Origin of the sequence: Cognatishimia maritima, from assembly GCF_900129685.1 — a bacterium.
Taxonomy (GTDB): Bacteria; Pseudomonadota; Alphaproteobacteria; order Rhodobacterales; family Rhodobacteraceae; genus Cognatishimia; species Cognatishimia maritima.
The window spans coordinates 216,065-238,260 of record NZ_FQWM01000003.1 but is presented as its reverse complement, the minus strand read 5'-3'; the positions used below and the strand labels follow the sequence as shown (position 1 = coordinate 238,260).

Annotated in this window: 20 protein-coding genes; 2 read left to right on the top strand and 18 right to left on the bottom strand. The window is 55.1% G+C overall.

All coding sequences use genetic code 11. From position 1 onward, the window contains the following. Nucleotides 1-29 precede the first annotated feature (29 nt). The 14 genes from BUA39_RS09660 to BUA39_RS09595 form a co-directional block, all read right to left on the bottom strand. Nucleotides 30-1,520 (bottom strand): tripartite tricarboxylate transporter permease, encoded by a 1,491-nt coding sequence (locus BUA39_RS09660; RefSeq protein WP_072793001.1) that lies wholly within the window; start codon nucleotides 1,518-1,520, stop codon nucleotides 30-32. A 6-nt stretch (nucleotides 1,521-1,526) separates the two neighbouring features. Beyond that, the gene (locus tag BUA39_RS09655; protein ID WP_072793000.1) at nucleotides 1,527-2,033 is read right to left on the bottom strand and encodes a tripartite tricarboxylate transporter TctB family protein; all 507 of its coding nucleotides are present in this window, start codon (nucleotides 2,031-2,033) and stop codon (nucleotides 1,527-1,529) included. A gap of 54 nt (nucleotides 2,034-2,087) precedes the next feature. Continuing rightward, nucleotides 2,088-3,068, bottom strand: a complete 981-nt coding sequence (locus tag BUA39_RS09650; RefSeq protein WP_207546215.1) for a Bug family tripartite tricarboxylate transporter substrate binding protein — start codon at nucleotides 3,066-3,068, stop codon at nucleotides 2,088-2,090. Nucleotides 3,069-3,097: 29 nt separating this feature from the next. After that, a complete protein-coding gene (locus BUA39_RS09645; protein WP_072792998.1) occupies nucleotides 3,098-4,129 on the bottom strand; it encodes a Gfo/Idh/MocA family protein in 1,032 nt (343 codons plus the stop codon). After that, on the bottom strand, nucleotides 4,126-5,187 hold the full coding sequence (locus BUA39_RS09640; RefSeq protein ID WP_242648574.1) for a Gfo/Idh/MocA family protein: 1,062 nt from the start codon (nucleotides 5,185-5,187) through the stop codon (nucleotides 4,126-4,128). Before BUA39_RS09640 ends, BUA39_RS09645 begins: the two co-directional genes overlap by 4 nt. Next, nucleotides 5,180-6,658, bottom strand: coding sequence for a mannitol dehydrogenase family protein (locus BUA39_RS09635; protein ID WP_072792996.1), 1,479 nt, complete (start codon nucleotides 6,656-6,658; stop codon nucleotides 5,180-5,182). The genes BUA39_RS09640 and BUA39_RS09635 overlap by 8 nt, the downstream gene beginning before the upstream one ends. Then, complete coding sequence (gene uxuA, locus BUA39_RS09630) at nucleotides 6,655-7,878, bottom strand: mannonate dehydratase (RefSeq protein WP_072792995.1); 1,224 nt, start codon at nucleotides 7,876-7,878, stop codon at nucleotides 6,655-6,657. The genes BUA39_RS09635 and uxuA overlap by 4 nt, the downstream gene beginning before the upstream one ends. Next, the gene (uxaC, locus tag BUA39_RS09625) at nucleotides 7,875-9,290 is read right to left on the bottom strand and encodes a glucuronate isomerase (protein ID WP_072792994.1); all 1,416 of its coding nucleotides are present in this window, start codon (nucleotides 9,288-9,290) and stop codon (nucleotides 7,875-7,877) included. Before uxaC ends, uxuA begins: the two co-directional genes overlap by 4 nt. After that, entirely contained in the window at nucleotides 9,280-9,975 is a 696-nt protein-coding gene (locus BUA39_RS09620; protein ID WP_165610514.1) for a GntR family transcriptional regulator, read from the bottom strand. The genes uxaC and BUA39_RS09620 overlap by 11 nt, the downstream gene beginning before the upstream one ends. 414 nt (nucleotides 9,976-10,389) lie before the next feature. Continuing rightward, nucleotides 10,390-10,824 carry an RbsD/FucU family protein gene (locus BUA39_RS09615; protein WP_072792992.1) on the bottom strand — a complete coding sequence of 145 codons (435 nt, stop codon included), beginning with the start codon at nucleotides 10,822-10,824 and terminating at the stop codon, nucleotides 10,390-10,392. Nucleotides 10,825-10,903: 79 nt separating this feature from the next. Next, nucleotides 10,904-11,959 (bottom strand): zinc-binding alcohol dehydrogenase family protein, encoded by a 1,056-nt coding sequence (locus tag BUA39_RS09610; protein WP_242648573.1) that lies wholly within the window; start codon nucleotides 11,957-11,959, stop codon nucleotides 10,904-10,906. Nucleotides 11,960-12,051: 92 nt separating this feature from the next. Next, on the bottom strand, nucleotides 12,052-13,272 hold the full coding sequence (locus BUA39_RS09605; RefSeq protein WP_072792990.1) for a sugar ABC transporter permease: 1,221 nt from the start codon (nucleotides 13,270-13,272) through the stop codon (nucleotides 12,052-12,054). Then, nucleotides 13,262-14,077 carry an ATP-binding cassette domain-containing protein gene (locus BUA39_RS09600; protein ID WP_072792989.1) on the bottom strand — a complete coding sequence of 272 codons (816 nt, stop codon included), beginning with the start codon at nucleotides 14,075-14,077 and terminating at the stop codon, nucleotides 13,262-13,264. Before BUA39_RS09600 ends, BUA39_RS09605 begins: the two co-directional genes overlap by 11 nt. A gap of 12 nt (nucleotides 14,078-14,089) precedes the next feature. Further along, nucleotides 14,090-15,148 carry an ABC transporter substrate-binding protein gene (locus BUA39_RS09595; RefSeq protein ID WP_072792988.1) on the bottom strand — a complete coding sequence of 353 codons (1,059 nt, stop codon included), beginning with the start codon at nucleotides 15,146-15,148 and terminating at the stop codon, nucleotides 14,090-14,092. Nucleotides 15,149-15,407: 259 nt separating this feature from the next. On the opposite strand from BUA39_RS09595, the gene BUA39_RS09590 reads away from it, so the two are divergent. After that, the gene (locus tag BUA39_RS09590) at nucleotides 15,408-16,313 is read left to right on the top strand and encodes a GntR family transcriptional regulator (RefSeq protein ID WP_072793045.1); all 906 of its coding nucleotides are present in this window, start codon (nucleotides 15,408-15,410) and stop codon (nucleotides 16,311-16,313) included. Between the two features lie 91 nt (nucleotides 16,314-16,404). On the opposite strand, the gene BUA39_RS09585 is transcribed toward BUA39_RS09590, so the two are convergent. From BUA39_RS09585 to iolD, 4 genes are read right to left on the bottom strand one after another with little or no spacing between them, the layout of a single operon-like run. Further along, a complete protein-coding gene (locus BUA39_RS09585) occupies nucleotides 16,405-17,244 on the bottom strand; it encodes a class II fructose-bisphosphate aldolase (protein ID WP_072792987.1) in 840 nt (279 codons plus the stop codon). Continuing rightward, nucleotides 17,241-18,098: a 5-deoxy-glucuronate isomerase gene (locus BUA39_RS09580; RefSeq protein WP_072792986.1), complete on the bottom strand. Its 858-nt coding sequence runs from the start codon at nucleotides 18,096-18,098 to the stop codon at nucleotides 17,241-17,243. The genes BUA39_RS09585 and BUA39_RS09580 overlap by 4 nt, the downstream gene beginning before the upstream one ends. A gap of 12 nt (nucleotides 18,099-18,110) precedes the next feature. Next, nucleotides 18,111-19,091 carry a 5-dehydro-2-deoxygluconokinase gene (iolC, locus tag BUA39_RS09575; protein WP_072792985.1) on the bottom strand — a complete coding sequence of 327 codons (981 nt, stop codon included), beginning with the start codon at nucleotides 19,089-19,091 and terminating at the stop codon, nucleotides 18,111-18,113. Then, complete coding sequence (gene iolD, locus BUA39_RS09570; RefSeq protein ID WP_072792984.1) at nucleotides 19,092-20,960, bottom strand: 3D-(3,5/4)-trihydroxycyclohexane-1,2-dione acylhydrolase (decyclizing); 1,869 nt, start codon at nucleotides 20,958-20,960, stop codon at nucleotides 19,092-19,094. It abuts the gene before it with no gap. Nucleotides 20,961-21,085: 125 nt separating this feature from the next. Here iolD and BUA39_RS09565 point away from each other — a divergent pair, with 125 nt between their 5' ends. Beyond that, entirely contained in the window at nucleotides 21,086-22,189 is a 1,104-nt protein-coding gene (locus BUA39_RS09565; protein WP_207546214.1) for a Gfo/Idh/MocA family protein, read from the top strand. The last annotated feature ends 7 nt before the right edge of the window (nucleotides 22,190-22,196 follow it).

The following is a 22,196-nucleotide window of genomic DNA, read 5'->3' as shown; positions in this document are numbered from 1 at the left end:
GTTCTCTTGTTAAGGCAACCAGCCGCGCGTTACCTCTGCGCGGCTTGCTTTCGAAACAACGGAAGCACCAGCAACAGAATGCTGATTATGGTCGCTGCCGCCAGCACAGCGCTGATCGGGCGTGTGAAGAATGGCTCTAAAGAGCCCTCTGACAGTATCAAGCCTCTGCGCAGGCTTTTGTCCAGCAACTCACCCAGCACAAGACCCAGTACCAAAGGAGCCATAGGAAAGTTAAGCTGTTTCAGGACAAATCCGATCACCCCGAACGCTAGCATCGTCCAGACGTCAAATGGTCGTGACGCGATCGCGAAAGCGCCCACTGTGCAAAGCACAAATATGATCGGAAGAAGGCGCTCCCGTGGGATACGCAGCACCATCAATAGGGGCGTCGTCAGCAAGACACCTGCAATTGTCATAACGACAGCGGCGAGAACAATAGCAGCGACCACGCTATAGACCATATCAGCACCCGTCAGCATGATCAGAGGTCCGGGTTGAACACCGTGGATGACAAGGGCGGCCAGAAGCACCGCAGAGGGTGCAGAGCCGGGGATCGCAAGCGTCAACACCGGTATGATTGCACCCGGAACCGCGGCTGAATTGCCGGTTTCGGCCGCGATCAACCCTTCTGTCGATCCTTTACCAAACAGCTCTTTGGAACGGCTGAAGCGCTTAGCGATGGCGTAGGACACCCATGCGCCGATGTCCTCTCCGACGCCGGGGATCAGCCCCATCAATGTACCCGCAAGTCCAGAGCGCCCGATGGTGCCCGCGTTGCTTGTAAGATCGCGCGCCTGAGGCAGCAGCCGTCCTTTGTTCTGCGACAGCTTCGGCGTCTTTGAGTTTGAGATGCTGGACAGGATTTCGACCAATCCAAAGGCCCCCACCATGGCCGGGATCAAGCTGACGCCACCTGTCAGGTCTTTGATATCAAACGAAAACCGTGCATAGGCAAACACTTGTTCCTGACCAATCATAGCGATGATCAGCCCCAGAAAACCCGCTATCCATCCCTTGAGGGGGTCATCCATGGCGGTCAAGCGTCCTGAAATGACGACTCCAAAAAGAGCCAGCCAGAAGAATTCGTAAGACCCGAAATTCAACGCGTAATCGGCCAGGATCGGTGCAGTAAAGAGCAGCAGGATAACCCCCACCATCGTGCCAAAAAACGAACCGATTGTCGCCAGACCCAACGCCTCTCGGGCGCGGGATTGGCGGGCAAGGGGGTAGCCGTCCAGCGATGTCGCCGCGCTTGCAGGCGTGCCTGGCATGTTCAGGATGATTGCCGTGCGGCTGCCGCCATAGATCGCGCCAACATAAAGGCCGAGAAGGGCAGTGATGGCCGCGACGCTTTCCATCTTGAATGTCAGCGTGGTCAGCAAAGCAAGACCCATAGTCGCTGTAAGCCCCGGCAGCATCCCGAAGACGATCCCGAGGATCGTGGCCCATATGGTGATCAACATCATCTCAAGCGAAAGGGCCGCAGAGAAAGCTGTAAGGATAGCTGAGAAGTCAGGCATATTTACCTACGGAAGTTGCACGAGGAAAAGCGTCTGAAACAGGTACTGGCACAGGAAGGCCGTTGATATGCCCAGCAGGCTGGCAATACCGATCGTTTTGCCGATATGGCGCGGCGCGCGTTCTTCTGGTCTCAACCAATGCTCAAAGGTGATGACGAAGCCAAAAACAAAGAGGAAGGTTGCAAGCAGAAAGGGGACGTTGCCAAAGAGCACCGCGCCGTATGATAGCGTAAGGGCAAGTGCTGCAAGCGCGCGTTTTCTGTTCTGAGGTGTTCCGGCGATTGCGTCCCAGTAGCTATGCGACTTGCCATCGGCACGCGCTTTGCGAAAGGCTAGCAATGCACCGCAAAGGGCCAGTGCCGCTCCAAGTAGCGCTGGCGTGAGTCCGGGTGCCTGATAAATCGACGCGCCCTGCGCCTCAAATCGCGGCATCGACCATGCGCCAAAGACCACGAACAGCCCCAAGCCGCATAAGACCAATCCAGAGATCCGATCCAACGCGTGATTTGTCATGTCGCTCTCCTCCCTTGGAAAAGGGCTGCCCAAGGCAAGGGCAGCCCACCATTATTATGGACGTGGAATTCCCAGGTCTTCTGGGCTTGTCACAGAGGTTCCGGCGTCATGCAGCAACCAAGCATTCAACTGGATAGAAGACCAGACTTTCTCCTGCGCCTCTGCGCCAGAGTGAACCGTCATCAGTGACCCCCGACCTTCGGTGTACTCTGCAAGAGCCTCAGAAGTTGCTAGGCCTGCCCAAGCCGCGTCAATTTTGGCAGAAACGTCTTCTGGCACGTCACCGGGCACGAAGATACCGAAGTAGATCGGCGCAACCGGCACATCCGGCAGGCTGCCAGAGATAGACGGAATAACGCCGACACCGGGCACATCCGCGTCCCCATCCGACAAGATCGCGATGGGCTTCAGTTTACCGCCACGCAGCATATCGATTTGCTCGGAAATCAGCTGGGTGGTGGCCTGAGTTTCACCCGAGACCGTTGACAGAACTGCCGCCGCACCGCCGTCATATGTGGCGTGGATATAGCTGCCGCCAACGGCATTGGAGATCGCTTCGATGGCCGAATGACCCGCCGAGTTCACGCCCGACGTTCCAACAGACAAACCGCCCGCTTTCAAGGCTTCGACAAAGTCTTCGATCGTGTCGATGTCAGAATCTGCAGGGACCGAGATGACGCTGGCCAAAGCAGAGTTCAGATAGAGGTCCCAGTCCTTGATCGAGGTGTCCATTTTGCCGGTCACGGCATATGTCCCAAGGTCCTTTGCGGCACCCGCCGTCCAGGTGTAGCCATCATGCGGCGCGTCCCAAGCGGCTTGGCTGCCAATCGAGCCAGATGCACCCGGTTGGTTCACGACCACAATGCTTTGTCCAAGCGCCTCCTCAAGCTCGGACGCGACAACCCGTGTGACCTGATCAGTTGCCCCGCCCGCGCCCCAAGGCACGATCAGCTGAATTGGCTTTTCGGGCCAATCTGCGAGCGCAGGGCTGGCCATAACAATCGAGGTCAGCGCTGCGGTAATCATATGTTTCATCTTCATAGTCTCTCCTCCACTTTCAATGTCTAGGTTGGCTCGTTTGCCAAATTGCCAAGCCTGATTGCTTGGTTCTGTGCCTCAAGCGCCAACCGCATCACGCGCAGTGTGTGATCCTGTGGGCAGGCGCTTTCAGTGCGATTCTCGATGTCATTGCGCAGACGCACGAAGTAGGGGGTGCCGGCATCGGACCCATCCAAGTAGGTGCACTCGGAGCCATTCACTAGGAAGACGTGGTCTGTACCCGGGCGTCCCGCAATATCCATGTATTTGCGAATTTCAATGTAACCTTCGGTGCCCAATATGGTCAGCCGACCATCGCCCCAGTTTGGGGCCGCGTCCGGCGTGTACCAGTCGAGCCGCACATAGCCTTGTGCCGTTGCACTGCTCAGGTTCATCTCGCCAAAATCTTGAAATCTAGGATGCTGCGGCGTGTTGAAGTTACCCACGGTTGCGCGCGTAACGGTGGCGTCAGTTGCTTTTGTAAAGTGCAAGAACTGGTCTATCTGATGGGTCCCGATGTCTCCTAGAATGCCGCCGTAATCCTTTGGGTCCCAGAACCAATCGGGACGCATATGTGCGTTCAATCTGTGTGGGCCAACGGAGAGAGTATGAACAACGTCGCCTATGCGTCCCTCGGCGAGCAATTTGTCAACAAGTGTGATGGCAGGGACTTCGAAACGCTCGGAAAAATTGACGCTCCAGATGCGGCCGGTGGAATGAATGCAGTGCTCTATCTGCTCAAGTTCCTCAGGCGTCAGGCACCCCGGCTTGTCCATCATCACGTCTTTGCCGTGCAGCATCGCCTGAATGGACAAAACCGCTCTTTCGGCAGGAGGGGCGGCGATAAGAACAAGCGAGATGGATTGATCTTCCAATATCTGTGCCAGATCGGGCACTCTTTTCGCATCGGGAAAACGCTTTAAGAACCCCGCCAGTGGTCCGGGCGTGCCCTCTGTCCAAAAGGCGGACAGCTCAGCACCGGCGTCAATCATGCCCTTTGTCATGCCGTAGATGTGTCTGTGGTCAAGCCCGATGGCTGCAAACTTTAAAGGTTTCATGTCTGGCCCTCGACCGTTTCTCGGCATCCGCTTTTTGCGGAACGCTCGATTGCATCAATCAGGCGATGCACCTCAAGCGAGGTTCGGCCTGTGATCAGAGGCGCTTCGCCATTGCGCCAGCTCGCTGCAAAATCTGCGATCAAATCTCTGTGCCACTCGCAGGGGAAATCCATTGGATCACTGCCGCCGCCCGTGCCGGTCACTTCGCCGGTTTTTTCGATTTGGCCATCGCGCCAATGAACCACCAATTCACCTGCGGTCAGCCGCACCGACGCATGTTCTGTGTCGAGTTCGAGCGACTCTGCGCCGCCGGGGAAGCTGGCAGTTGTCGCGACAATCGAGCCAAGCGCACCAGACGCAAATCGCAATCCGGCGGCTGCAAAGTCTTCGGCTTCCATTTTGTGCAGAGGGGTTGTGCCTGCGAGAGCGGAGACTGTTTTGACAGGACCTGTCAGGCTTAGCATCAGATCAAGGACATGGATGGCCTGTGTGATCAGGACGCCTCCGCCGTCAAATTCGTAGCTCCCGCGGCCCGCATGATCGTAATAGGATTGGTCACGCCACCATGGAACCGTGACGCGCGCGAGGTAAATTTGGCCAAGTTTTCCTGATCGCACCAGGTCTGTCAGGGTCTTCGCCCCCAACCGATAACGGTGCTGAAAAACGACACCAAGCGTCACACCTGCGGTTTCGCAGATTTGCACAATTTCCGCCGCCCCTGCCAATGTGCGCTCAACCGGCTTTTCCATCAGAATGTGTTTGCCCGCTGCGGCGAGTGGCGCAACAATGTCTTTCCGCGCGTTCGGAGGGGTGATTACGATGGCTCCGTCGATGTCTTTTGCGTCGCAAATCGACTGAATGTCCGAAAACGCGGGCCATCCGGTTTCCTGCGCAACGTCAGCACGACGTTGCGGGTTGCGCGTATAAACTCCTGCAACAACAACGTCTTGAGACAGTTGCTTTAACGCAGCGAGATGGGGCTTTGACGCCATGCCCAGCCCGATTACAGCCAGTCGCATTGGGGAATTTGCGTCCCTATTTTGGGTGTTGCTAGCCATTTTTATCTCCCACCATGTCTTCTATGGTTTCGGTTATGCCTTGGCGCATGATCTTGACGAGCTTCGACTGAACCATCTCTTGAAATCTAAGGCTCTGGGCGAGTTGCGCAGGGACAAGATCGGGAAGGTCGAAAATTGCTTTGACCAAGCCTTCAGCATTGTCAGAGTGCAGGGTGCAAAGCGCAGCAAACTCTGCTTCCCTTGGATCACGCAGGGCGTAAGAGTCGCCATCGTCGTGCCGACCGATCAGGTACTTGATCCAGATGGCTGTCGCGAAGGCAAAGGTGCGGATATCGCCGTCGTGCTCCAAAGCATGAAGCGCAGGCTCGAAAATGCGCTGCGGCATCTTCTGGCTTCCATCCATGGCAATTTGGTAGGTTTCGTGCGCGATGTTTGGGTTTTTGAAGCGATTGATCAGCGCTCGGCCATATTGCTCATAGTCCACACCATCAATTTGCGCCAACGTCCGCGAAGCGGCCCGGATGTGCATTTCAATGAGCGCAGCAATGCGTGTGTCTGACATTGCGTCTCGGACATAGCGGCAGCGCGAAAGAAATCCTGTATATGCCATAAGCGAATGGGCGCCATTCAGCATGCGTAATTTCATCTCTTCATAAGGTCGAATATCGCGCGTAAACATCACGCCAACCGAGTCCCACGCAGGTCGTCCGGAACTAAAGCTGTCTTCGATCACCCATTGCGAGAACGCCTCGGTCTCGATCGGTGCGCGATCAGATATCCCGGTCGATGTTTGGACTTCTGAGATAAGGGCATCGGTGGTTGCGGGTGTGATGCGATCCACCATTGTGCTTGGAAACCGTGTCGTTTCTTCGATCCAATTCGCCAGTTTGGTGTCAACACATTGGGCGAAGGACAAAACCGCTTTTTTCAACAGTAGCCCATTGTCAGGCAAATTATCACAAGACATTGCCGTAAACGGATCAAGGCCTCGGGCTTGTCTGATTTGCAAGGCACGAACAATAAGCCCGACGGCTGAACGCGGTGCATCTGGATTTTTCAAATCATGGGCAATTGCCGGGTCAGAAACGTCAAGTTTCCCTGTCGCACGCTCCAGGCAATAGGCCTTTTCCGTAATGGTCAAACTCACAATGCGCACGTTTGGCTGCGCCATGGCTTCGACGATGGGGTCGATGCCGTTGGCGGCAGCTAGGACACCGGCCACAGAACGGATGACCCTGAACTGCGGTTCCTCGGTGTCGTTGGGTCTTATGACCAGATGATAGTGGCCATTTTGTTCATTAAGAGCATTGGCCGTTTCAGCACTGCGCAGGCTGACTCCCAAAATACGCCAGTCGCCGCCGAATTTGGCGAGGACATCGTCTGTATAGACAGCTTGGTGGGCGCGATGGAATGCACCAATTCCAATGTGTACGATCCCTACTGCGTGCGCGTCTGGATCATAGTCGAGATCGTTTTTGTGGTCTGAGAATTTTAGCAAAGCATCAGTCATGCGATCTCTCCGCCGTGCCCATTCAGCCCGGTCAGGGCTGCCTCGATGCCGCGTAGCTCTGCGAGCCCGCGCAGACGGCCTACATAGGGGTATCCAGGCTGAGCGGTCCGTCTGAAATCATCCCCGATTTGATGCCCGTGATCGGGTCGCATGGGTATTTGGTGGTCGGGTCTGCCGCTCTCTTTGCGCGCCCGCTCTTCTTCAAGCACGGCCTGTATCAGCGCCACCATGTCGGTGTTGCCTTCCAAATGTGCGGCCTCGTGAAACGATCCGGGGAAGGCCTCGCCCTCACGCCGAACATTCCGCAGATGCAGAAAGTGAACGCGATGTCCAAGCCGCCGCATCATTCCAGCAAGATCGTTTTCTGGATGGACCCCGAGCGAGCCGCTGCAGAGTGTGATCCCATTGGCGGTGCTATCCAACGCGTCAACAAGTTGTTTGTAGTCCGCCTCTGTAGACATGATCCTTGGCAAGCCCAAAAGGCCAAATGGCGGGTCGTCAGGGTGACAGCACAAGCGCAAACCCAGATCTTCTGCGACAGGTATGATTTCATTTAGGAACGCGAAGAGATTGGCCTTCAGATCCGCGGCGCTAACACCCCGATAACTGTCGAGATGATCTTTGAAAGTGGCAAATGTCAGCGTCTGGTTCGCCCCGGGCAATCCTTTGATAATGTTTGCGGTAAGGGCATCTTTTTCGGAGTCTGACATGGCAGCAAAACGGTTCTGCGCTAGCGTTTGTGTCGCGGCATCGAAATCTGCTTCCGCACCGGGTCGCTTCAGGATCAGCAGGTCAAAAACCGCAAAATCGATGTGGTCAAACCGCATGCATGTCGACCCATTTGGAAGCCGCCATGCAAGGTCCGTCCGCGTCCAATCAAGGACGGGCATAAAGTTGTAGCAAATCACCTTAAGACCTGCGCGTGACAGGTTTCTTAGGCTCGATTTGTAGTTTGCGATATGCTGCTGCCAGTTCCCATCGCGCCGTTTGATGTCCTCTGAAACTGGAAGGCTTTCCACAACATCCCAGGTTAGCGCGGACGCTGTACCGTCCGGCCGTGTGCCGATTTCTTGGATGCGCTTTGATATCTCATCCTCCGGCCAGATGTGACCGCTGGGAATGTGATGCAATGCACTGACCACGCCGTGGGCGCCAGCCTGTTCAATGTCTGAAATGCTAACAATGTCTGCAGGTCCAAACCACCGCCACGTGTGCTTCATGGATTTTCCCCCAGACGATATGCCCGTTTTGCAAGATGGTAAGAGAGCTCCACAATGACTTCAGCGGCTTCGTCTTCGCCAAGGCGTGCTTCCGCAACTTGTCGCGCAAGGAACGCACAGTCGATGCGCCGTGCCAGATCGTGCCGTGCAGGAATGGACGGCAAAGCGCGCGTGTCGTCGTTGAAGCCAGCAGTGTTGTAGTAGCCTGCGGTTTCGGTTGTGATTTCGCGGTAACGCCGCATCCCGTCTGGGCTGTCAAAAAACCACCAAGCTGGTCCGAGGCGTAAACAGGGGTAAGCTGCGGCCAGCGGTGCCAGTTCGCGGCCATAGACGCTTTCGTCCAAAGTAAAGACAATCAGCGACAGGCGCGGGTCATGTCCATGTGCATTCAGCAATGGACGCAGCGCGTGCACAAAGTTGACCCTCGATGGAATGTCAAAGCCCATGTCGGGGCCGAACCGCTTAAATATTTCGGTACTGTGGTTGCGCACAGAGCCAACATGGAGCTGCATCACAAGCCCATCTTCCAGGCTCATACGGGCCATTTCGGTCAGCATCTGACCACGGAACTGTTCTTTTTGCTCCGACGTGGCGCGTCCTGTGCAGATATCTGCAAACAGCGCTTTGCATTCGCTTGGTGAAAGATCGCAGGTCAAGGCCGTGGGGTGCCCATGATCCGTCGCCGTTGCTCCAAATTCGATAAACAGCTTGCGGCGTTTTCTATGGGCGCCCAACAATCCCTGCCAGGTAAAAGTGTCCTCGCCGGTGAGGTCGCCAAGTGCCGCAAGCGATTGAAGAAAGCCCGGGCTGTCAGGGTCGGTGACGCAATCTGGGCGGTACGTGGGGATCACGCGACCTTTCCAAGCACTGTCTTTTACAGTTGCGTGGTGCTGGAGGTCGTCCAGACAGGAATCCGTAGTGGCGATGACTTCAATGTTAAACCGATCATACAACGCACGCGGCCTAAAGGCGTCGGTTTGCAGAGCTTCGGCAATGGTATCATAGCTTTTATCGGCATTTGATGCGGTCAGTGGCGCGTCAATGCCAAACAAGGTTTCTAGCGTGTGGTCCATCCAGTGACGGACAGGGGTGGAACGGAACAGGTAGAAGTTTTCTGCGACCAACCGCCAGATCTGTCTCCCATCGATATTTGTTGGCGCTCCATCCTTTGTAGCGACGCCCAACATGGCATGATCAATGCCCAGAGAAACCAACATGCGTAAAATGTAGTGGTCAGGTGTGACAAGAAGCTCTGCCGGGTCAGTAAACTTTTCATTTGTCGCAAACCAAGCGGGGTTGGTGTGCCCATGGGGACAAACCAGCGGCAGTTCAGCGATTTCTTTGTACAGACGGCGGGCAATACTGCGCGTCGTTGGATCAGCGGGGAAGAAACGATCCTGATCAAGCATCATCTTTTACCGCTTCGATTGCCGAGTTGATATGCTTTGTCACCAAAGCCTGCGCCAATTCCTCATCGCGGGCGACAAGCGCATCGACAATCGCAAGGTGCTCTTGAAATGCGATGTTGATCCGGTTGGGTAAATTGCTTGTCAGCACAATGCGCGCCCTATCCGTATGTGCTTTGACAGAATGCGCCAGCCGCCAAGCAGACGGCAACTCGGCTAAGTTTGCCATTTCAGCATGGAATTCTTCGTCAAGTCGGAAGAACTCGATGTAGTCGCCATGTGAAACAGCGACGCTTTGAAGCGCGATGATTTTATCAAGGGCACGAAGGTCTTTGTCCCCGGTACAGATGATCTTCACCACCTCTCGCTCCAGCGCGCGCCGGATAATGATACCCTCACGCACGCGCGCGTCATTCATAGGCGCGACCATTGTCCCGACTTTGTTCTGTGTGCTGATCAGCCCATCTTCGATCAGTCGCAGGTAGGCGTCCCGAACAGGCGTTCGGCTGACACCAAACCACTTCGCCAACTCTGCCTCGTTGATCGGCTCCAGCGGTTTCAGATTTTCCAGAATGATGTTCAACCGCACAGCTTCATAGATCTGCGCACCGATAGGGCGCGAGCGATCGATGTCTCCGATGAAGGGCGGCTTATCTTGCGATTTCGCAGGTGCGTTCTTTGGATTCGTCATTTTCATCCCCTTATTTGAATACAAGCACACATGTATACATGAAGGCAAGGACAGATTGAGTTGCCGGCTTAGCGACTAATGCCTGACTGCTAAGGGTTTGAAATTTTGTGATTTTTGGCGATTGCAATCGTGCTTTGGCAAAACCCTTGCCTTCAAGAGGATGAAGATGCCGCTGCTTGCAGAGACGGATTGTGTTCCCGTTGAGGTGTCAGAAAATCAAATTTGCGAACACAAAAGCACGGACCACTTTCCGTTGAAATTTCTGGGGATCCGCAAGTGAGAAAGGTGATTTGTTCCGCCGGCGCTTTGCCAGAAAAACGCCCTAGATGGTGCGCGCCGCGGTATGCTTTTCAGGATGTTAAGGCAAACTTGGCGAAATGCGCCGCCGATCGATCCGCCCGGGAGATGCATTGGTTAAGTCGGACGCACGACCCCTTTTTTCAGAATGATGTTCCCATAAAGGCGTCTTTCACCGGTTTGAACAATTGCAAACGCTTCCGTCGCACGCCGGTAGAACTCAAACCTTTCGATTGGCGCCACCTGGCACGCGCTGTTTGCGGTTGCGTCGATGATCTGTTGAAACTCTTGAACCACCGGCGGATTCTCTGGGTCGCCCTCCACCACAGCCATGACCATCGCGGGCGCTTCAACATAGCTATCAAGAGGCAACACCGAAAGAATTGAGGTAAGCAGCCGCGTAGCATCGACGCCGTCGGACCTAACAATCTTTTTGGCACAGGCCTCTGCGGGAAAATTTGCATCAGCGATGACAATCTCATCACCGTGCCCCATCGCACAAAGTATTCTGAGCAGATCTGGCGACAGTGCAGGATCAATTCCAAGTAGCATGTAAGGGTCCTCTCAGGTTTTTCTGAGCCGTTGTGTATTGATGGTCTCGTGTGAAACTTCGTAGGCGGGAAAGGCGCGACTAAGGTCCAAATTCGACCACGACTTTGATAAGATCATCTCTGGCGTGGGCAAGACTTGGCATTTGCTCTGCTAGCTCCTCCAACGTGATAACGCTTGAACAGAGGGCACTGGAGTTGATCAATCCGTCACGCATCGCAGAGATGACCCAATCAAAATCGGACTGCAGCGCGTTCCTGCTACCTATCAGTCGCATCTCGCGCTTGTGAAACTCGGGGTCGCTGAAAGTGATGTCGTCCTTGACGACACTGACCAGAACATAGGTTCCACCGTGTGCGACGGCCTCAAATCCTGTGTTGATCGCACCAGCATGTCCTGTTGCATCAAAAACGACATCGTACCCATCACCGCCACTCTCGGCAATTGCCTCACTGATCGAGGTGCAGCTGACCTGAAAATCAAATTGATCTTTGGCCATGGCCAGACGCTGTGCGCTCAGGTCAAGCAACGTGACCTCTGCTCCGAGCAATCGGCTGAATAAAGCGACGCCAATGCCAATTGGGCCAATCCCAGCAACGAGGACGCGGTCACCTTCCGTAACTTCGGATCGACGGACGGCATGCGCTCCGATCGCTAGAAATTCGACCATTGCTGCTTGAATGGCTGATAGCCCTATAGCGGAATAAAGATTTTGGCTTGGTACAGCAATTTGCGGGGCCATGCCTCCGTCTCTGTGGACGCCCAAAACCTCGATGTTTCGGCAGCAGTTGGGTTTTCCGCGATGACAAGGGCGGCAGTCTCCGCAAGAAATGTAAGGATTTATCACCACCAGGTCGCCTGCTTTCCAGGCCCCCGTGTCTTGGGTGACGCGCCCACTGAGTTCATGCCCAATGACGCGCGGATAGTTCAGAAATGGGTGTTTACCTTGGTAAATATGATAATCGGTGCCGCAAAGTCCCACGGCGCAAATATCAATCAACACCCAATCGTCGGGGATATCCGTTTCGGGTTCGCGTAGCTGGATTTCGAACCTATTCGGCGCTTCAACGACGCCCATTTTCACGAGATTGTGTGCCAACTTACCCAACCTTTCTGAACGTGTTGTCCGCGCGATCACGCAGACCCACATCAAATACGACGAGATGGGCCGCGCGTGGCTTAACTGACTACTCAGTCTTAGATGCCTCGCGCGGCGGCTATTTTTGCTTTCTAGCGCTCTGTCGTCCCAGATCGGGAGACAGCGTCAATGGCGACTGCAAGAAGCAAGATCGCTCCGGAGAACATAAGCTTGTCTGCTGCGCCGGCACCGGAAAGATCCAGCCCGTTTCCAAGCGAGCCAATCACAAGCGCACCAAGGATGGCGTTCCAAACCGATCCGCGCCCGCCAAAAAGTGACGTTCCGCCGATGACGGCTGCACCAATGGATTCAAGAAGCAAGGAGCCCCCAGCGAAAGCCGTGTAACTCACCGAGCCAAATCGCGATGCACCGAATATGCCTCCGATTGCGGCCATTAGCCCGACTATGGCAAACGCAGAAACGCGAATCCGTTTGACATCAATACCGACGCGTCTGGCGCTTTCAGGGTTGCCTCCAACCGAAAAAATGGCCCGACCATAGGGAGTTGATGTCGTGACCCAACCGACTAGGGCGGTGATAACCATGAGCAACACGATCAGCATCGGAACAGAACGATAGGAATTCAGCGTCGCGACCGTTGCGAGAACCAAAGCTCCGAAGAAGGCGATTTGCCCCCATGTCGCCGCCGGGCTGTCAAGCTCTAGCCCGCGGGCTGATCGCTGAGATTGCTTGCGCAAAACGGTCCATGCAAAATAAAGCACGCAAAGTATACCAAGCGCCCACCCTAAAGCATCGGGCAAAAGGACCCGCGCGAAGGCACGCACAAATGGGTCTCCAACATTCAAGTTACCTGTGGGCAGAATTTTTTGCATGACCCCTTGGAACCCAAGTAATCCTGCCAAAGTCACAACGAAGGAAGGGATACCAACGTAGGCCACAAGAATGCCCTGCGCTGCGCCAATCACTATGCCCAGTGCCATCACAATGAGACAGGCAAATGGAGCGGGAACACCCATGAGAACAAGGACACCAAGAAGCGCCGCACAAACGCCTGCCGTCGCTGCGGCAGATAGGTCAATCTCGCCCAATAGGAGCACCACGGTAATGCCCACGGCCAGTGTCGCAATGACAGCCGACTGCATGAAAAGGTTATAGATATTTCGTGGACTCAAGAAAATGAAACGCATGCTTTGGGCGTCTGGGTCCCCCCAATACTCCCATAGCGGAACGGCCAGTCCAAAGTAGATCCATATCGCTGCCAGTGCCAGAAGCACTGGAACGAACGCACCAAAACGGGTTTCACGCATGGCTTGCAAGCGGCCGACCAGCGACACTTTATTTTCAGGCTGCATTCTGTGCCTCTTTGTCTAGGCCACGCGTCATTGCGCTGACAATTTGATCTGGTGTGACGTCATTTTTGTTCCAGGTCGCGACATTGGCGCCATGGCGCAACACGCATATCCTGTCGGCAACTTCGAAAATGTCCCGCATATTGTGGGAGATGTAGACAACCGCATGGTTCGTGTCGCGCAGCCGTTTGACAACGTCGAGCACTTGCCGTGTCTGAGCGACTCCCAACGCTGCGGTCGGTTCATCTAGCATCACAACGGACCCATCTGCGCCGACGGCCCTTGCAATGGCAATCGCCTGCCGTTGACCACCTGAAAGACCGCCGACCTTTGCGCGAACGGATTTCAGCGTTTTCACCTGCAGTCTATCGATCGCCTCTTGCGCTCTGACTTCCATTTCAAGGTCGTCTAATGGGCGCAAAAATCGTGGAAGAAACGAAAACCCGGGCTTAATAGGCTCCGCACCGAGGCACAGGTTTGCCGCAACATCCAAGTTCTCACAAAGTGCAAGATCCTGATAAACAATTTGGATTCCAAGATCACTTGCGTCATGGGGAGAGTTAACTGACACGGCCTCTTCATCAATGAAAAACTGCCCTTCGTCTGCAGTGTGCGCCCCCGCCAGAACCTTCATTAGTGTCGATTTTCCGGCACCGTTGTCTCCGACAAGGGCCATTACCTCGCCACGTGCAACTTCGAAGTTGACCCCTTTCAAAGCGTGAACACCACCAAAACGTTTGTGAATGTCACTTACGCGTAAGTGAGGGGATGGGGCCGTTGGCCCCATTGATTGTTTAGTCTGAGACATAAATCTCTCCGGTTACATGCAGAATGCTGTTTTGGCAGCCTCGCCCTGACAGATCATATCTTTTGTGATCGAAGGATCGTTCTCAATCACATATGCAACGCCTTCGTCACCGACCGCGGAATAGGAGCCGACAGGCACATATGCGACTTCGGCACCAACGCCATTGGTCACCTTGTCTGGTGCCAGATCAGAGAAGTCTTCGTCGTTCAGCAACCGGACTGTGACCTTGGCAGCAGCTTCGGCCATATCTGCAAGCGGGCGCCAACCACACTGGGTCTGTTTACCGAGCAGCATCAACTGTTGCGCCTGTACGGTGCAGTCGAGGCCAGACACTGGCACTGTCCCAGCCATACCCTGTTCTTCGAGAGCAGCCACTGCTGCGCCAGCGTTACCATCGTTGGAGGAAACGACGCCTTGAACATTGTTTTCAAGCTGAGTCAGTGCCTGGTCCATAGAACGGCGCGCGATTGCCGGATCCCAACCTGGTGTCCAGTTTTCGTACCCCATAATCCGTTTGCCACTTTCAAAGTAGGGTGTCAGCGCACGCACTTGACCATTGTGAATGACGGCCGCGTTTGGATCAGTCGGAGACCCCTTGAGGAGGACAAGCGTATCGCCATCCTTGGTATTCTCGATGACGTGGGTGGCTTGATCAAAACCCATACCTTCAAGATCAGCTTGAACCCAGAACGTGGTGTTCATCGAGTTGATCATGCGGTCATATGCAATAGTTGGCACACCTTCTTCGGCGGCGGTATCCGCAATAATTGCTGAACTTTCGCCATCGATTGGGATAACGACCAGAACCTTCGCTCCTTGCGTCAGCGCCTGTTCCGCCTGACGCTGCTGCGTCGCGGTGTCATTGCCCGCGTTATAGACTTCGACTTCGACGTCTGGCGCAATTTCGGCCATTGTGCTGACAAACGCCGCGGCGTCTTGCTGCTCCCAGCGTGGGTTGACGTTTTCAGGCAGCAATAGCGCCACCATATCGGCAGCCGAGACCGCGCTCGCCGTCATGCCAACGCCAGCCATCATGGTTGTCGCGAGCAATACTCGTTTCGCTGTGTTCATCTTCTTCTCCTCCTAGTTGAACAATTCGTTCGATGATTTCCCGAGGTGCTTTGCCGGCCGATTGATGAATTCCACCCATCTTGCGGCGCTATACTTGGTCCGTTTGACGAATGGCTGACATTGACCGGTGACACCTTTATGTCTTTAATAATAATAAACCTAAGAATAGCGCGTCGCTGCTATCAAATGTTTTTAATTTTTTTGAACATTTGAAAAAACAGCGATAAGGTGGTTCTCAAGCTTTGTGGGAGTGGATGAAATGGCGCGTACAAATGAGCGTTTTGTGAACGCACACAATATGCTATTAACACATTGTAAAAAAATAGAAATATCAGATACTCTGCCGTCTGAAAACAGTCTTTCCGATCTGCTGGGCGTCAGTAGGACTGTGGTGCGCAGCGTTTTGAGTCGGTTTCACGAGGAAGGCATTATTACTCTCTCTGGCAGGAAGAGATTATTGAATCGTGCCCCGCGAAAGTCCGACTTTCTATCGCCGCCGCCCACATTGATCAGTATTGATGAGCTTGAGAATCGCTTTCTCGATTGGGTGCTGCGTATGGACGTCCCTCCGGGTGAGGTTCTGAATGTTACGCAGCTGGCGAAAGACTTTTGTGTTGCGCCACATACTCTGCAAGAGTTTCTGTCATCGCTTAATCGCTTTGGGATTGTTCATCGCCGACCGAAAGGCGGCTGGGTGCTGAATGGTTTCACTGCAAACTACGCAGTGGAGTTGTCAGATTTCAGGACGGTATTGGAACTCAACTCTGTAAAGCACCTTATTGCACTGCCTGAAGCGCATGAAATTTGGGGCCAAATTGAACAGTTGGAGCGCAAACACAGAAGTCTTTTGGAACGCATCGAAACATCATTTCACGACTTCTCGCAGTTGAACGAACAGTTCCACACAACTGTGAATAGCGTTGTGACCAATCGATTTGTGAAGCAGTTTCAGAAAGTTATATCGTTGATTTTCCACTATCACTTTCAATGGAATAAATCAGATGAACGGCTTCGAAACGAGGCCGCCATTTCGGAACACCTCGCCTATATTGATGCGCTAAAAAGCCGGGATTGGGATCAGGCAGAGCAGGCCGCAAGACGCCACCTGCAAACCTCGAAAGCGACATTGCTGAATTCGCTGGAAGCAAACGGCCATATTCTCTAGCCCAAAACGACACAGCCACCAACTTTGGACCAATTGGGATCGATTCAACTTCGGAGGCTTGCAAAAATGGTAGGTCGCTCGCCGCTTATTCCTATTTGGGCGCGGCTTTGAAAGCGCGTAGGACTGAGCGCGTTGCCAGCATCACCGGATCATGTGTTTCCTTCAGAATGCTGACACGATCAAAGCGATCCGGGTCAGCGTTCACCGCCTGACGCAGGGCGTTGCCAAAGGCCATGCGCAGCTCGGTCCCGATGTTAAACTTGCAGATCGCCGAGGTCCGCGCCAAATGCGTCCGCTGCGCCACCGGCACACCGGAGCCACCGTGAATGACCAAAGGTACATCCGTCAGGGCTTCGATCGCGCGGATACGAGGTTCGTCCAGCCCCGCGCCGTCCTTATCCTGCTGCAAATGCACATTGCCCACGGAAATAGCCATGGCATCAACACCCGTGTCCCGCGCGAATTGCGCAGCTTCATCAGGGTTCGTACCAGCCGATTGCTCACCACCAGAATAGCCAACAAAGCCAATCTCACCTTCGCAGGACACGCCGGCCGCATGGGCCATTTCGGCAATCGCCGCTGTCTCATCAATGTTCTGCTGCAAAGGCTTGCGCGAGCCGTCATACATGATCGAAGTAAACCCGCTGTCGAGCGCGATTTTGCACTCTTCCAGCGTATAGCCGTGGTCCAGATGCGCGACGACAGGAACCGAGGCATGTTCGGCCAGATAGCGAAAGGTTTTCCCAAGGATTGGCAGGGGCGTGTGCGCGCGACAACTGGGACCCGCCTGCAAGATCACAGCCACGCCTTCGGCTTCAGCCGCCGCCACATAAGCGCGGGTTTCTTCCCAGCCAAGCGTGACCAATCCGGCCACCGCATGGCCCTGTTTCAACGCGGGTTGCAGAACGTCTGCAAGTGTAACTAGGCTCATTTAAACTTTGCCACCATGTCCATGATGCCCGGGATCGTATGCAACTGCGCGGCATGGGTAGGTTGGAAATATTGCTTCAGGCTGCGCTGGCTTAACCCGCCCAGAATGGTGAAGTAATACATTTGGTAACCGGGCAGCACGGCGCAGGGGTGATAGCCCTTGTCGATGCAAATCGTCGATCCATCCATGATGTGATAGGCATCGCCCGGTTCATTATCCGCCCGCTGCAACATCTGCATGCCAGAGCCATAGTTGGGTTTGAAACGGAAATTATAGGTCTCGTCATGGCGGCTTTCGATCATCTCGCCATTCTCGTCCCACCGGTCCGTGTCGTGCTTGTGACTTGGGAAGCCTGACCAGCCGCCTTCGCCCACGGTAAAGAGTTCACTCACCAGCAGGCGGCCCACCTTGTCGTGGTATTTCGTGCCAAGGATGTGTTTGATTTTACGGTGTGTTTTTGTGTCGTCAGAGCCATATTGCACGAGATCAATCTCTGCCTCGCGCACGTCAAACGGCTCTAGCACCTTGTCGTATTTTGCACCGGCGATGAAAACCTCGGTCTCCTCGCTTACGCAGGTAAAGCGGGTTTTGGCACCAACCGGCACGTAAACGCCTTCGGGTTCGCCGCCCCAAACGTCTTCGACACGATTGCCGAGCGCCGGATACCTTGCGCCTTCGACTTCGACGTCCACCGTGCCGGTCGCTGGCACGATGCAGGTCTCATAGCCCGGCACAGCATAGTCAAATGACTCACCCTTCTTTAGCTTCACGATGTTGAAATAATTCAAGGGAACCAGCGCGTCCTCGGCGTCGACAATAGGTTTGTTCTGGTTGTCATGTGGCGCGATATGCATGTCGCTGGTCCTTTATGCGTCAGTAGGGCCGTCATGGGCGGCCAGAAAATCTTGAAGTTGCTGAGGGGTTGGCATCGCAGGGGCGCAGCCGGGCTGGCTGACCACGATAGAAGCACAAGCAGAGCCGCGCAGGATGGCCTCCTTCAGGTCACGCCCTTCTGCGATCCCGGCGAGGAGGCCCGCCATGAAACTGTCTCCCGCGCCATTGGGTTTGACGGCAGTCACTGGATAAATGCCGGTGCGGATTTCTTGACCTTCAAAGAAGGTGACCGCGCCTTCATGGCCCATTTTGTAGATAATGAATCGCCCGTCTTGGGACAGCTCCTTGGCCATGGCGAGGCCCTTGTCGATGCCACCTGCCATAAAACCAAATTCTTCGTCATTGCCGACGATCATGTCGCTGGCTTCCCCGGCGCGGGTCAAAACATCTGCGGCCACTTGAGGGGAAGGCCAGGAATAGGGGCGGTAGTCGATGTCAAAAATCACCGGCAGGCCCGCCGCCTTGGCGTTTTCAAAGGCTTTGAAGGTCGCCTCACGAGAAGGCTGTCCCGCAAAGACGGTTCCCGCCGTGATCAAGGCTGAGAAGCGCGAATAGTCAACGCGATCAACGTCTTCTTCGGTTACTTGGAAATCTGCTGCTCCATTGCGATAAATCACATTTTGAAAGTCTTCGATGCAGCTTTCGTAAATCGCCAATGAGGTCCGCGCCTCGCCGCCTTCGGGCCGCACATAGGTGGTGTCGACGCCGTAATGCTTTAGCCGGTTGGTCGCAAATCGGCCCACAGCGTCATCAGACACAGAGGTCACCAAAGCCGCCTCGCAGCCCAATTTGACCAGACCGGCACAGATATTTGCGGAGGAGCCACCCAAATCGGCACGAAACACCTCGGCGTGTTCCGATTTCGTGCCCACTGGGTCGGCAAACATATCCATACCGGCCCGGCCAAAGACCACAAACTTACGGGTCTTGATGGCGTTGATCAGGTCGCTCATTCAGACGCCCTTCCGCTGCTTGCTGCGGGAGGATTCCCAATCGAGATGCGCCTCGCGCACGCGCTCGCTGTCGGTGATATGCGGCGTGCCGACTTCCCACCATGTGTGGCCTTCGGTGGTCCAGCCCTCATAGGGGTCGACTTTCATAACAATCACATGGCTGCGGTCGCTGGCTTTGGCGCGTTTGAACGCTTCGCCGAGTTCCGCAGGATTAGACACTGTTTCAGCGATTGCGCCTTGCGAGGCCGCGTGGGCTTCAAAATCCACACCGAACGCTTCTGGAATTGTCGGACAATCCGCCAAGAGGTTGTTGAAACTTTCGTTGCCGGTGTTGTTCTGCAGCTTGTTGATGACCGCAAACCCGCCGTTATCCAGCACTAGAACAATCAGCTTCTTTCGGCTTAGAACGGATGAATAGAGGTCCGAATTCATCATCATGTAAGACCCGTCGCCAATAAAGACGATGGTGTCTTGATCCGGTTCCCGTTCGGCTTGGGCAATACGTGCGCCCCAAGCGCCGGAGATCTCGTAGCCCATGCAGGAGAAGCCAAATTCCACATCCACCGTCCCGATATCCAAAGTGCGCCAGTTGGCGGTGACTTCGGCAGGCAGGCCCCCCGCTGCGGCGACAACGCGGTCGCGCGGATCGCACAGTTCGTTCACAACGCCAATCGCTTGAGCATAGGAGTTCGGGCGGTTCCCATGGGCGACATTCTCCGCCACATAGGCATCCCATCTCACGCGCTCGGCCTTGGCGAAATCCGTCCAGCTTTGCGGGGCCATATAGTCCAGCGCCTTATCCAGCGCTTTCAGGCTGAGTTTTGCGTCGCCTACCACCGGGAGGGAACGGTGTTTGCCCGCATCATGGCGCGCAGCGTTGATAGAAATCAGCTGTGCGTCCTGGGCAAAGGCTGTCCAGGATCCGGTGGTGAAATCTTGCAACCGGGTGCCAACGGCAACAATTACGTCAGCTTTTTCGGCTGTGTTGTTTGCACTGTCAGACCCTGTCACACCAATCGGGCCGATGTTCAGATCATGGGTCGCGACCATATTGGCGCGGCCCGCGATGGTTTCGACCACAGGAATTTGGTGTTTCTCAGCAAAGGCGGTCAATTCTTCCACCGCGCGAGAATATTGCACGCCGCCGCCTGCGATGATCATCGGGCGCTCGGCTTTGGACAGCGCCGCGATGGCATCGGCGATCTCTGCCTCATCCGGCGAAATGCGGCGAATGCGGTGCACTTTCTTTTCAAAGAACACAGCCGGGAAATCATAGGTCCAGCCCTGAACGTCTTGTGGCAGACCCAGAAAGGCCGGGCCGCAATCTGCTGGATCAAGCAATGTCGCCAAAGCCGCTGGCAAAGATTGAATGATCTGCGCCGGGTGCGTGATGCGGTCCCAATAACGCACAACTGGTTTGAAGGCGTCGTTTACGCCAAAGGTCGGGTCGTTGAAATTTTCCATCTGCTGCAACACAGGGTCGGGCAGGCGGGTCAGGAAAGCATCGCCACACAAAAGCAACATGGGCAGGCGGTTCGCATGGGCCAGTGCCGCTGCGGTGATCAGGTTAGATGTCCCCGGACCGGCAGAGGCCGTGCAGAACATAAAACGCTGACGCAGCCATTGTTTGGCATAGCCAGCCGCCGCAAATCCCATGCCCTGTTCGTTCTGACCACGGTAAAGCGGCAGTTCCTCACGATGGTTATAAAGCGCTTCCCCAAGGCAGGTCACATTGCCGTGGCCAAAGATTCCAAACCCACCGCCGCACACGCGCATTTCCTGCCCGTCGATTTCAATGAATTGGTTCGAGAGCCAGCGAATAATGGCCTGAGCCGTGGTCAACTGGATGGTGTCAGTTGCTGTCGTCATATCGGGCGACTTTCTTCGTCTTTGGGCATTCTGCCGAATGGGGATTGCGAGTTTTCGAATCCCACGATACAGTTTTTGCAACCGGTTGCAAACTGGTTTTAGAATTTGATCAGGGGAGGGGCCTTGTGACAGCGATTGGTATCGGCATCCTTGGTGGCGGCTATATGGGCAAAGCGCATTCTGTCGCGATGGCCGCGGTCGGTGCGGTGTTCAACACCACACTGCGCCCGAGGTTAGAAATGATCTGCGCGTCCACGCCTGAAAGCGCGGAACGTTACCGCAAGGCCTATGGGTTTGCGCGCGCCACTGCCGATTGGCGGGCCTTGGTCAATGACCCCAAAGTGCAAGCCATTGTCATTGCCACGCCGCAGGAAACCCATAAGGAGATCGCTGAAGCAGCGCTGACCTTGGGCAAACCTGTCTTGTGCGAAAAGCCGCTTGGGGCGTCGATAACCGAAAGCGCCGCAATGGTCGCTGCCGCCGAAAGGGCGGGCGTCGTGAATATGACGGGGTTCAACTATATCCGCACCCCGGCTAGCCAGTTTGCCCGCAAGTTGATTGCCGATGGGGTGATTGGCGATGTGACTTGGTTCCGGGGAGAACACACTGAAGATTTCTATGCTGATCCAGAGGCGCCTGCGACTTGGCGCACCACTGGCATGGCCAATGGGACCATGGGCGATCTGGCCCCGCATATGATCAATGCTGCGCTTGCCCTGATTGGACCGATTGATCAGGTCATGGCCGATGTGGAAACCGTGCACAAAACGCGTCCGGGTGGCGCGGTCACCAATGATGACCACGCCCAAATGATGTGCCGTTTTGCAAACGGTGTCATGGGGCACATGTATTTCAGCCGTGTCGCGACCGGGCGCAAAATGGGCTACGCCTATGAGATCACGGGCACCAAAGGCGCGATCCGTTTTGATCAGGAAGATCAGAATGCGATCTGGCTTTATTCCATGGACGAACCCGAAGCCACACGCGGTTTCCGCAAAATCCTGACAGGTCCGGCGCATCCCGACTACAAGCCCTTCTGCCTCGGCCCGGGTCACGGCACCGGCTATCAGGATCAGATCATCATCGAGGCGAAGGATTTCCTAGAAGCCATCGCCAACAAACAGAACAAATGGCCGACCTTCAAAGACGGCCACGACGTGAACCGTATTGTCGCTGCGGCGCTTGCCAGTTCGGACAGCAAGTCCTGGCAAGACGTCAACGCATTCTGAGCATCGG

Excerpts from the sequence above, each read along its gene's own strand:
- BUA39_RS09580 (WP_072792986.1), bottom strand. The coding sequence starts at position 18,098 with ATGCATATCGCGCCACATGACAACCAGAACAAACCTATTGTCGACGCC.
- BUA39_RS09585 (WP_072792987.1), bottom strand. The coding sequence starts at position 17,244 with ATGAGCCTAGTTACACTTGCAGACGTTCTGCAACCCGCGTTGAAACAG.
- BUA39_RS09660 (WP_072793001.1), bottom strand. The coding sequence starts at position 1,520 with ATGCCTGACTTCTCAGCTATCCTTACAGCTTTCTCTGCGGCCCTTTCG.
- BUA39_RS09605 (WP_072792990.1), bottom strand. The coding sequence starts at position 13,272 with ATGCAGCCTGAAAATAAAGTGTCGCTGGTCGGCCGCTTGCAAGCCATG.
- iolD (WP_072792984.1), bottom strand. The coding sequence starts at position 20,960 with ATGACGACAGCAACTGACACCATCCAGTTGACCACGGCTCAGGCCATT.
- BUA39_RS09590 (WP_072793045.1), top strand. The coding sequence starts at position 15,408 with ATGGCGCGTACAAATGAGCGTTTTGTGAACGCACACAATATGCTATTA.
- BUA39_RS09620 (WP_165610514.1), bottom strand. The coding sequence starts at position 9,975 with ATGACGAATCCAAAGAACGCACCTGCGAAATCGCAAGATAAGCCGCCC.
- BUA39_RS09600 (WP_072792989.1), bottom strand. The coding sequence starts at position 14,077 with ATGTCTCAGACTAAACAATCAATGGGGCCAACGGCCCCATCCCCTCAC.
- BUA39_RS09650 (WP_207546215.1), bottom strand. The coding sequence starts at position 3,068 with ATGAAACATATGATTACCGCAGCGCTGACCTCGATTGTTATGGCCAGC.
- iolC (WP_072792985.1), bottom strand. The coding sequence starts at position 19,091 with ATGAGCGACCTGATCAACGCCATCAAGACCCGTAAGTTTGTGGTCTTT.
- uxuA (WP_072792995.1), bottom strand. The coding sequence starts at position 7,878 with ATGAAGCACACGTGGCGGTGGTTTGGACCTGCAGACATTGTTAGCATT.
- BUA39_RS09655 (WP_072793000.1), bottom strand. The coding sequence starts at position 2,033 with ATGACAAATCACGCGTTGGATCGGATCTCTGGATTGGTCTTATGCGGC.
- BUA39_RS09645 (WP_072792998.1), bottom strand. The coding sequence starts at position 4,129 with ATGAAACCTTTAAAGTTTGCAGCCATCGGGCTTGACCACAGACACATC.
- BUA39_RS09615 (WP_072792992.1), bottom strand. The coding sequence starts at position 10,824 with ATGCTACTTGGAATTGATCCTGCACTGTCGCCAGATCTGCTCAGAATA.
- BUA39_RS09635 (WP_072792996.1), bottom strand. The coding sequence starts at position 6,658 with ATGACTGATGCTTTGCTAAAATTCTCAGACCACAAAAACGATCTCGAC.
- BUA39_RS09640 (WP_242648574.1), bottom strand. The coding sequence starts at position 5,187 with ATGGCTAGCAACACCCAAAATAGGGACGCAAATTCCCCAATGCGACTG.
- BUA39_RS09595 (WP_072792988.1), bottom strand. The coding sequence starts at position 15,148 with ATGAACACAGCGAAACGAGTATTGCTCGCGACAACCATGATGGCTGGC.
- uxaC (WP_072792994.1), bottom strand. The coding sequence starts at position 9,290 with ATGATGCTTGATCAGGATCGTTTCTTCCCCGCTGATCCAACGACGCGC.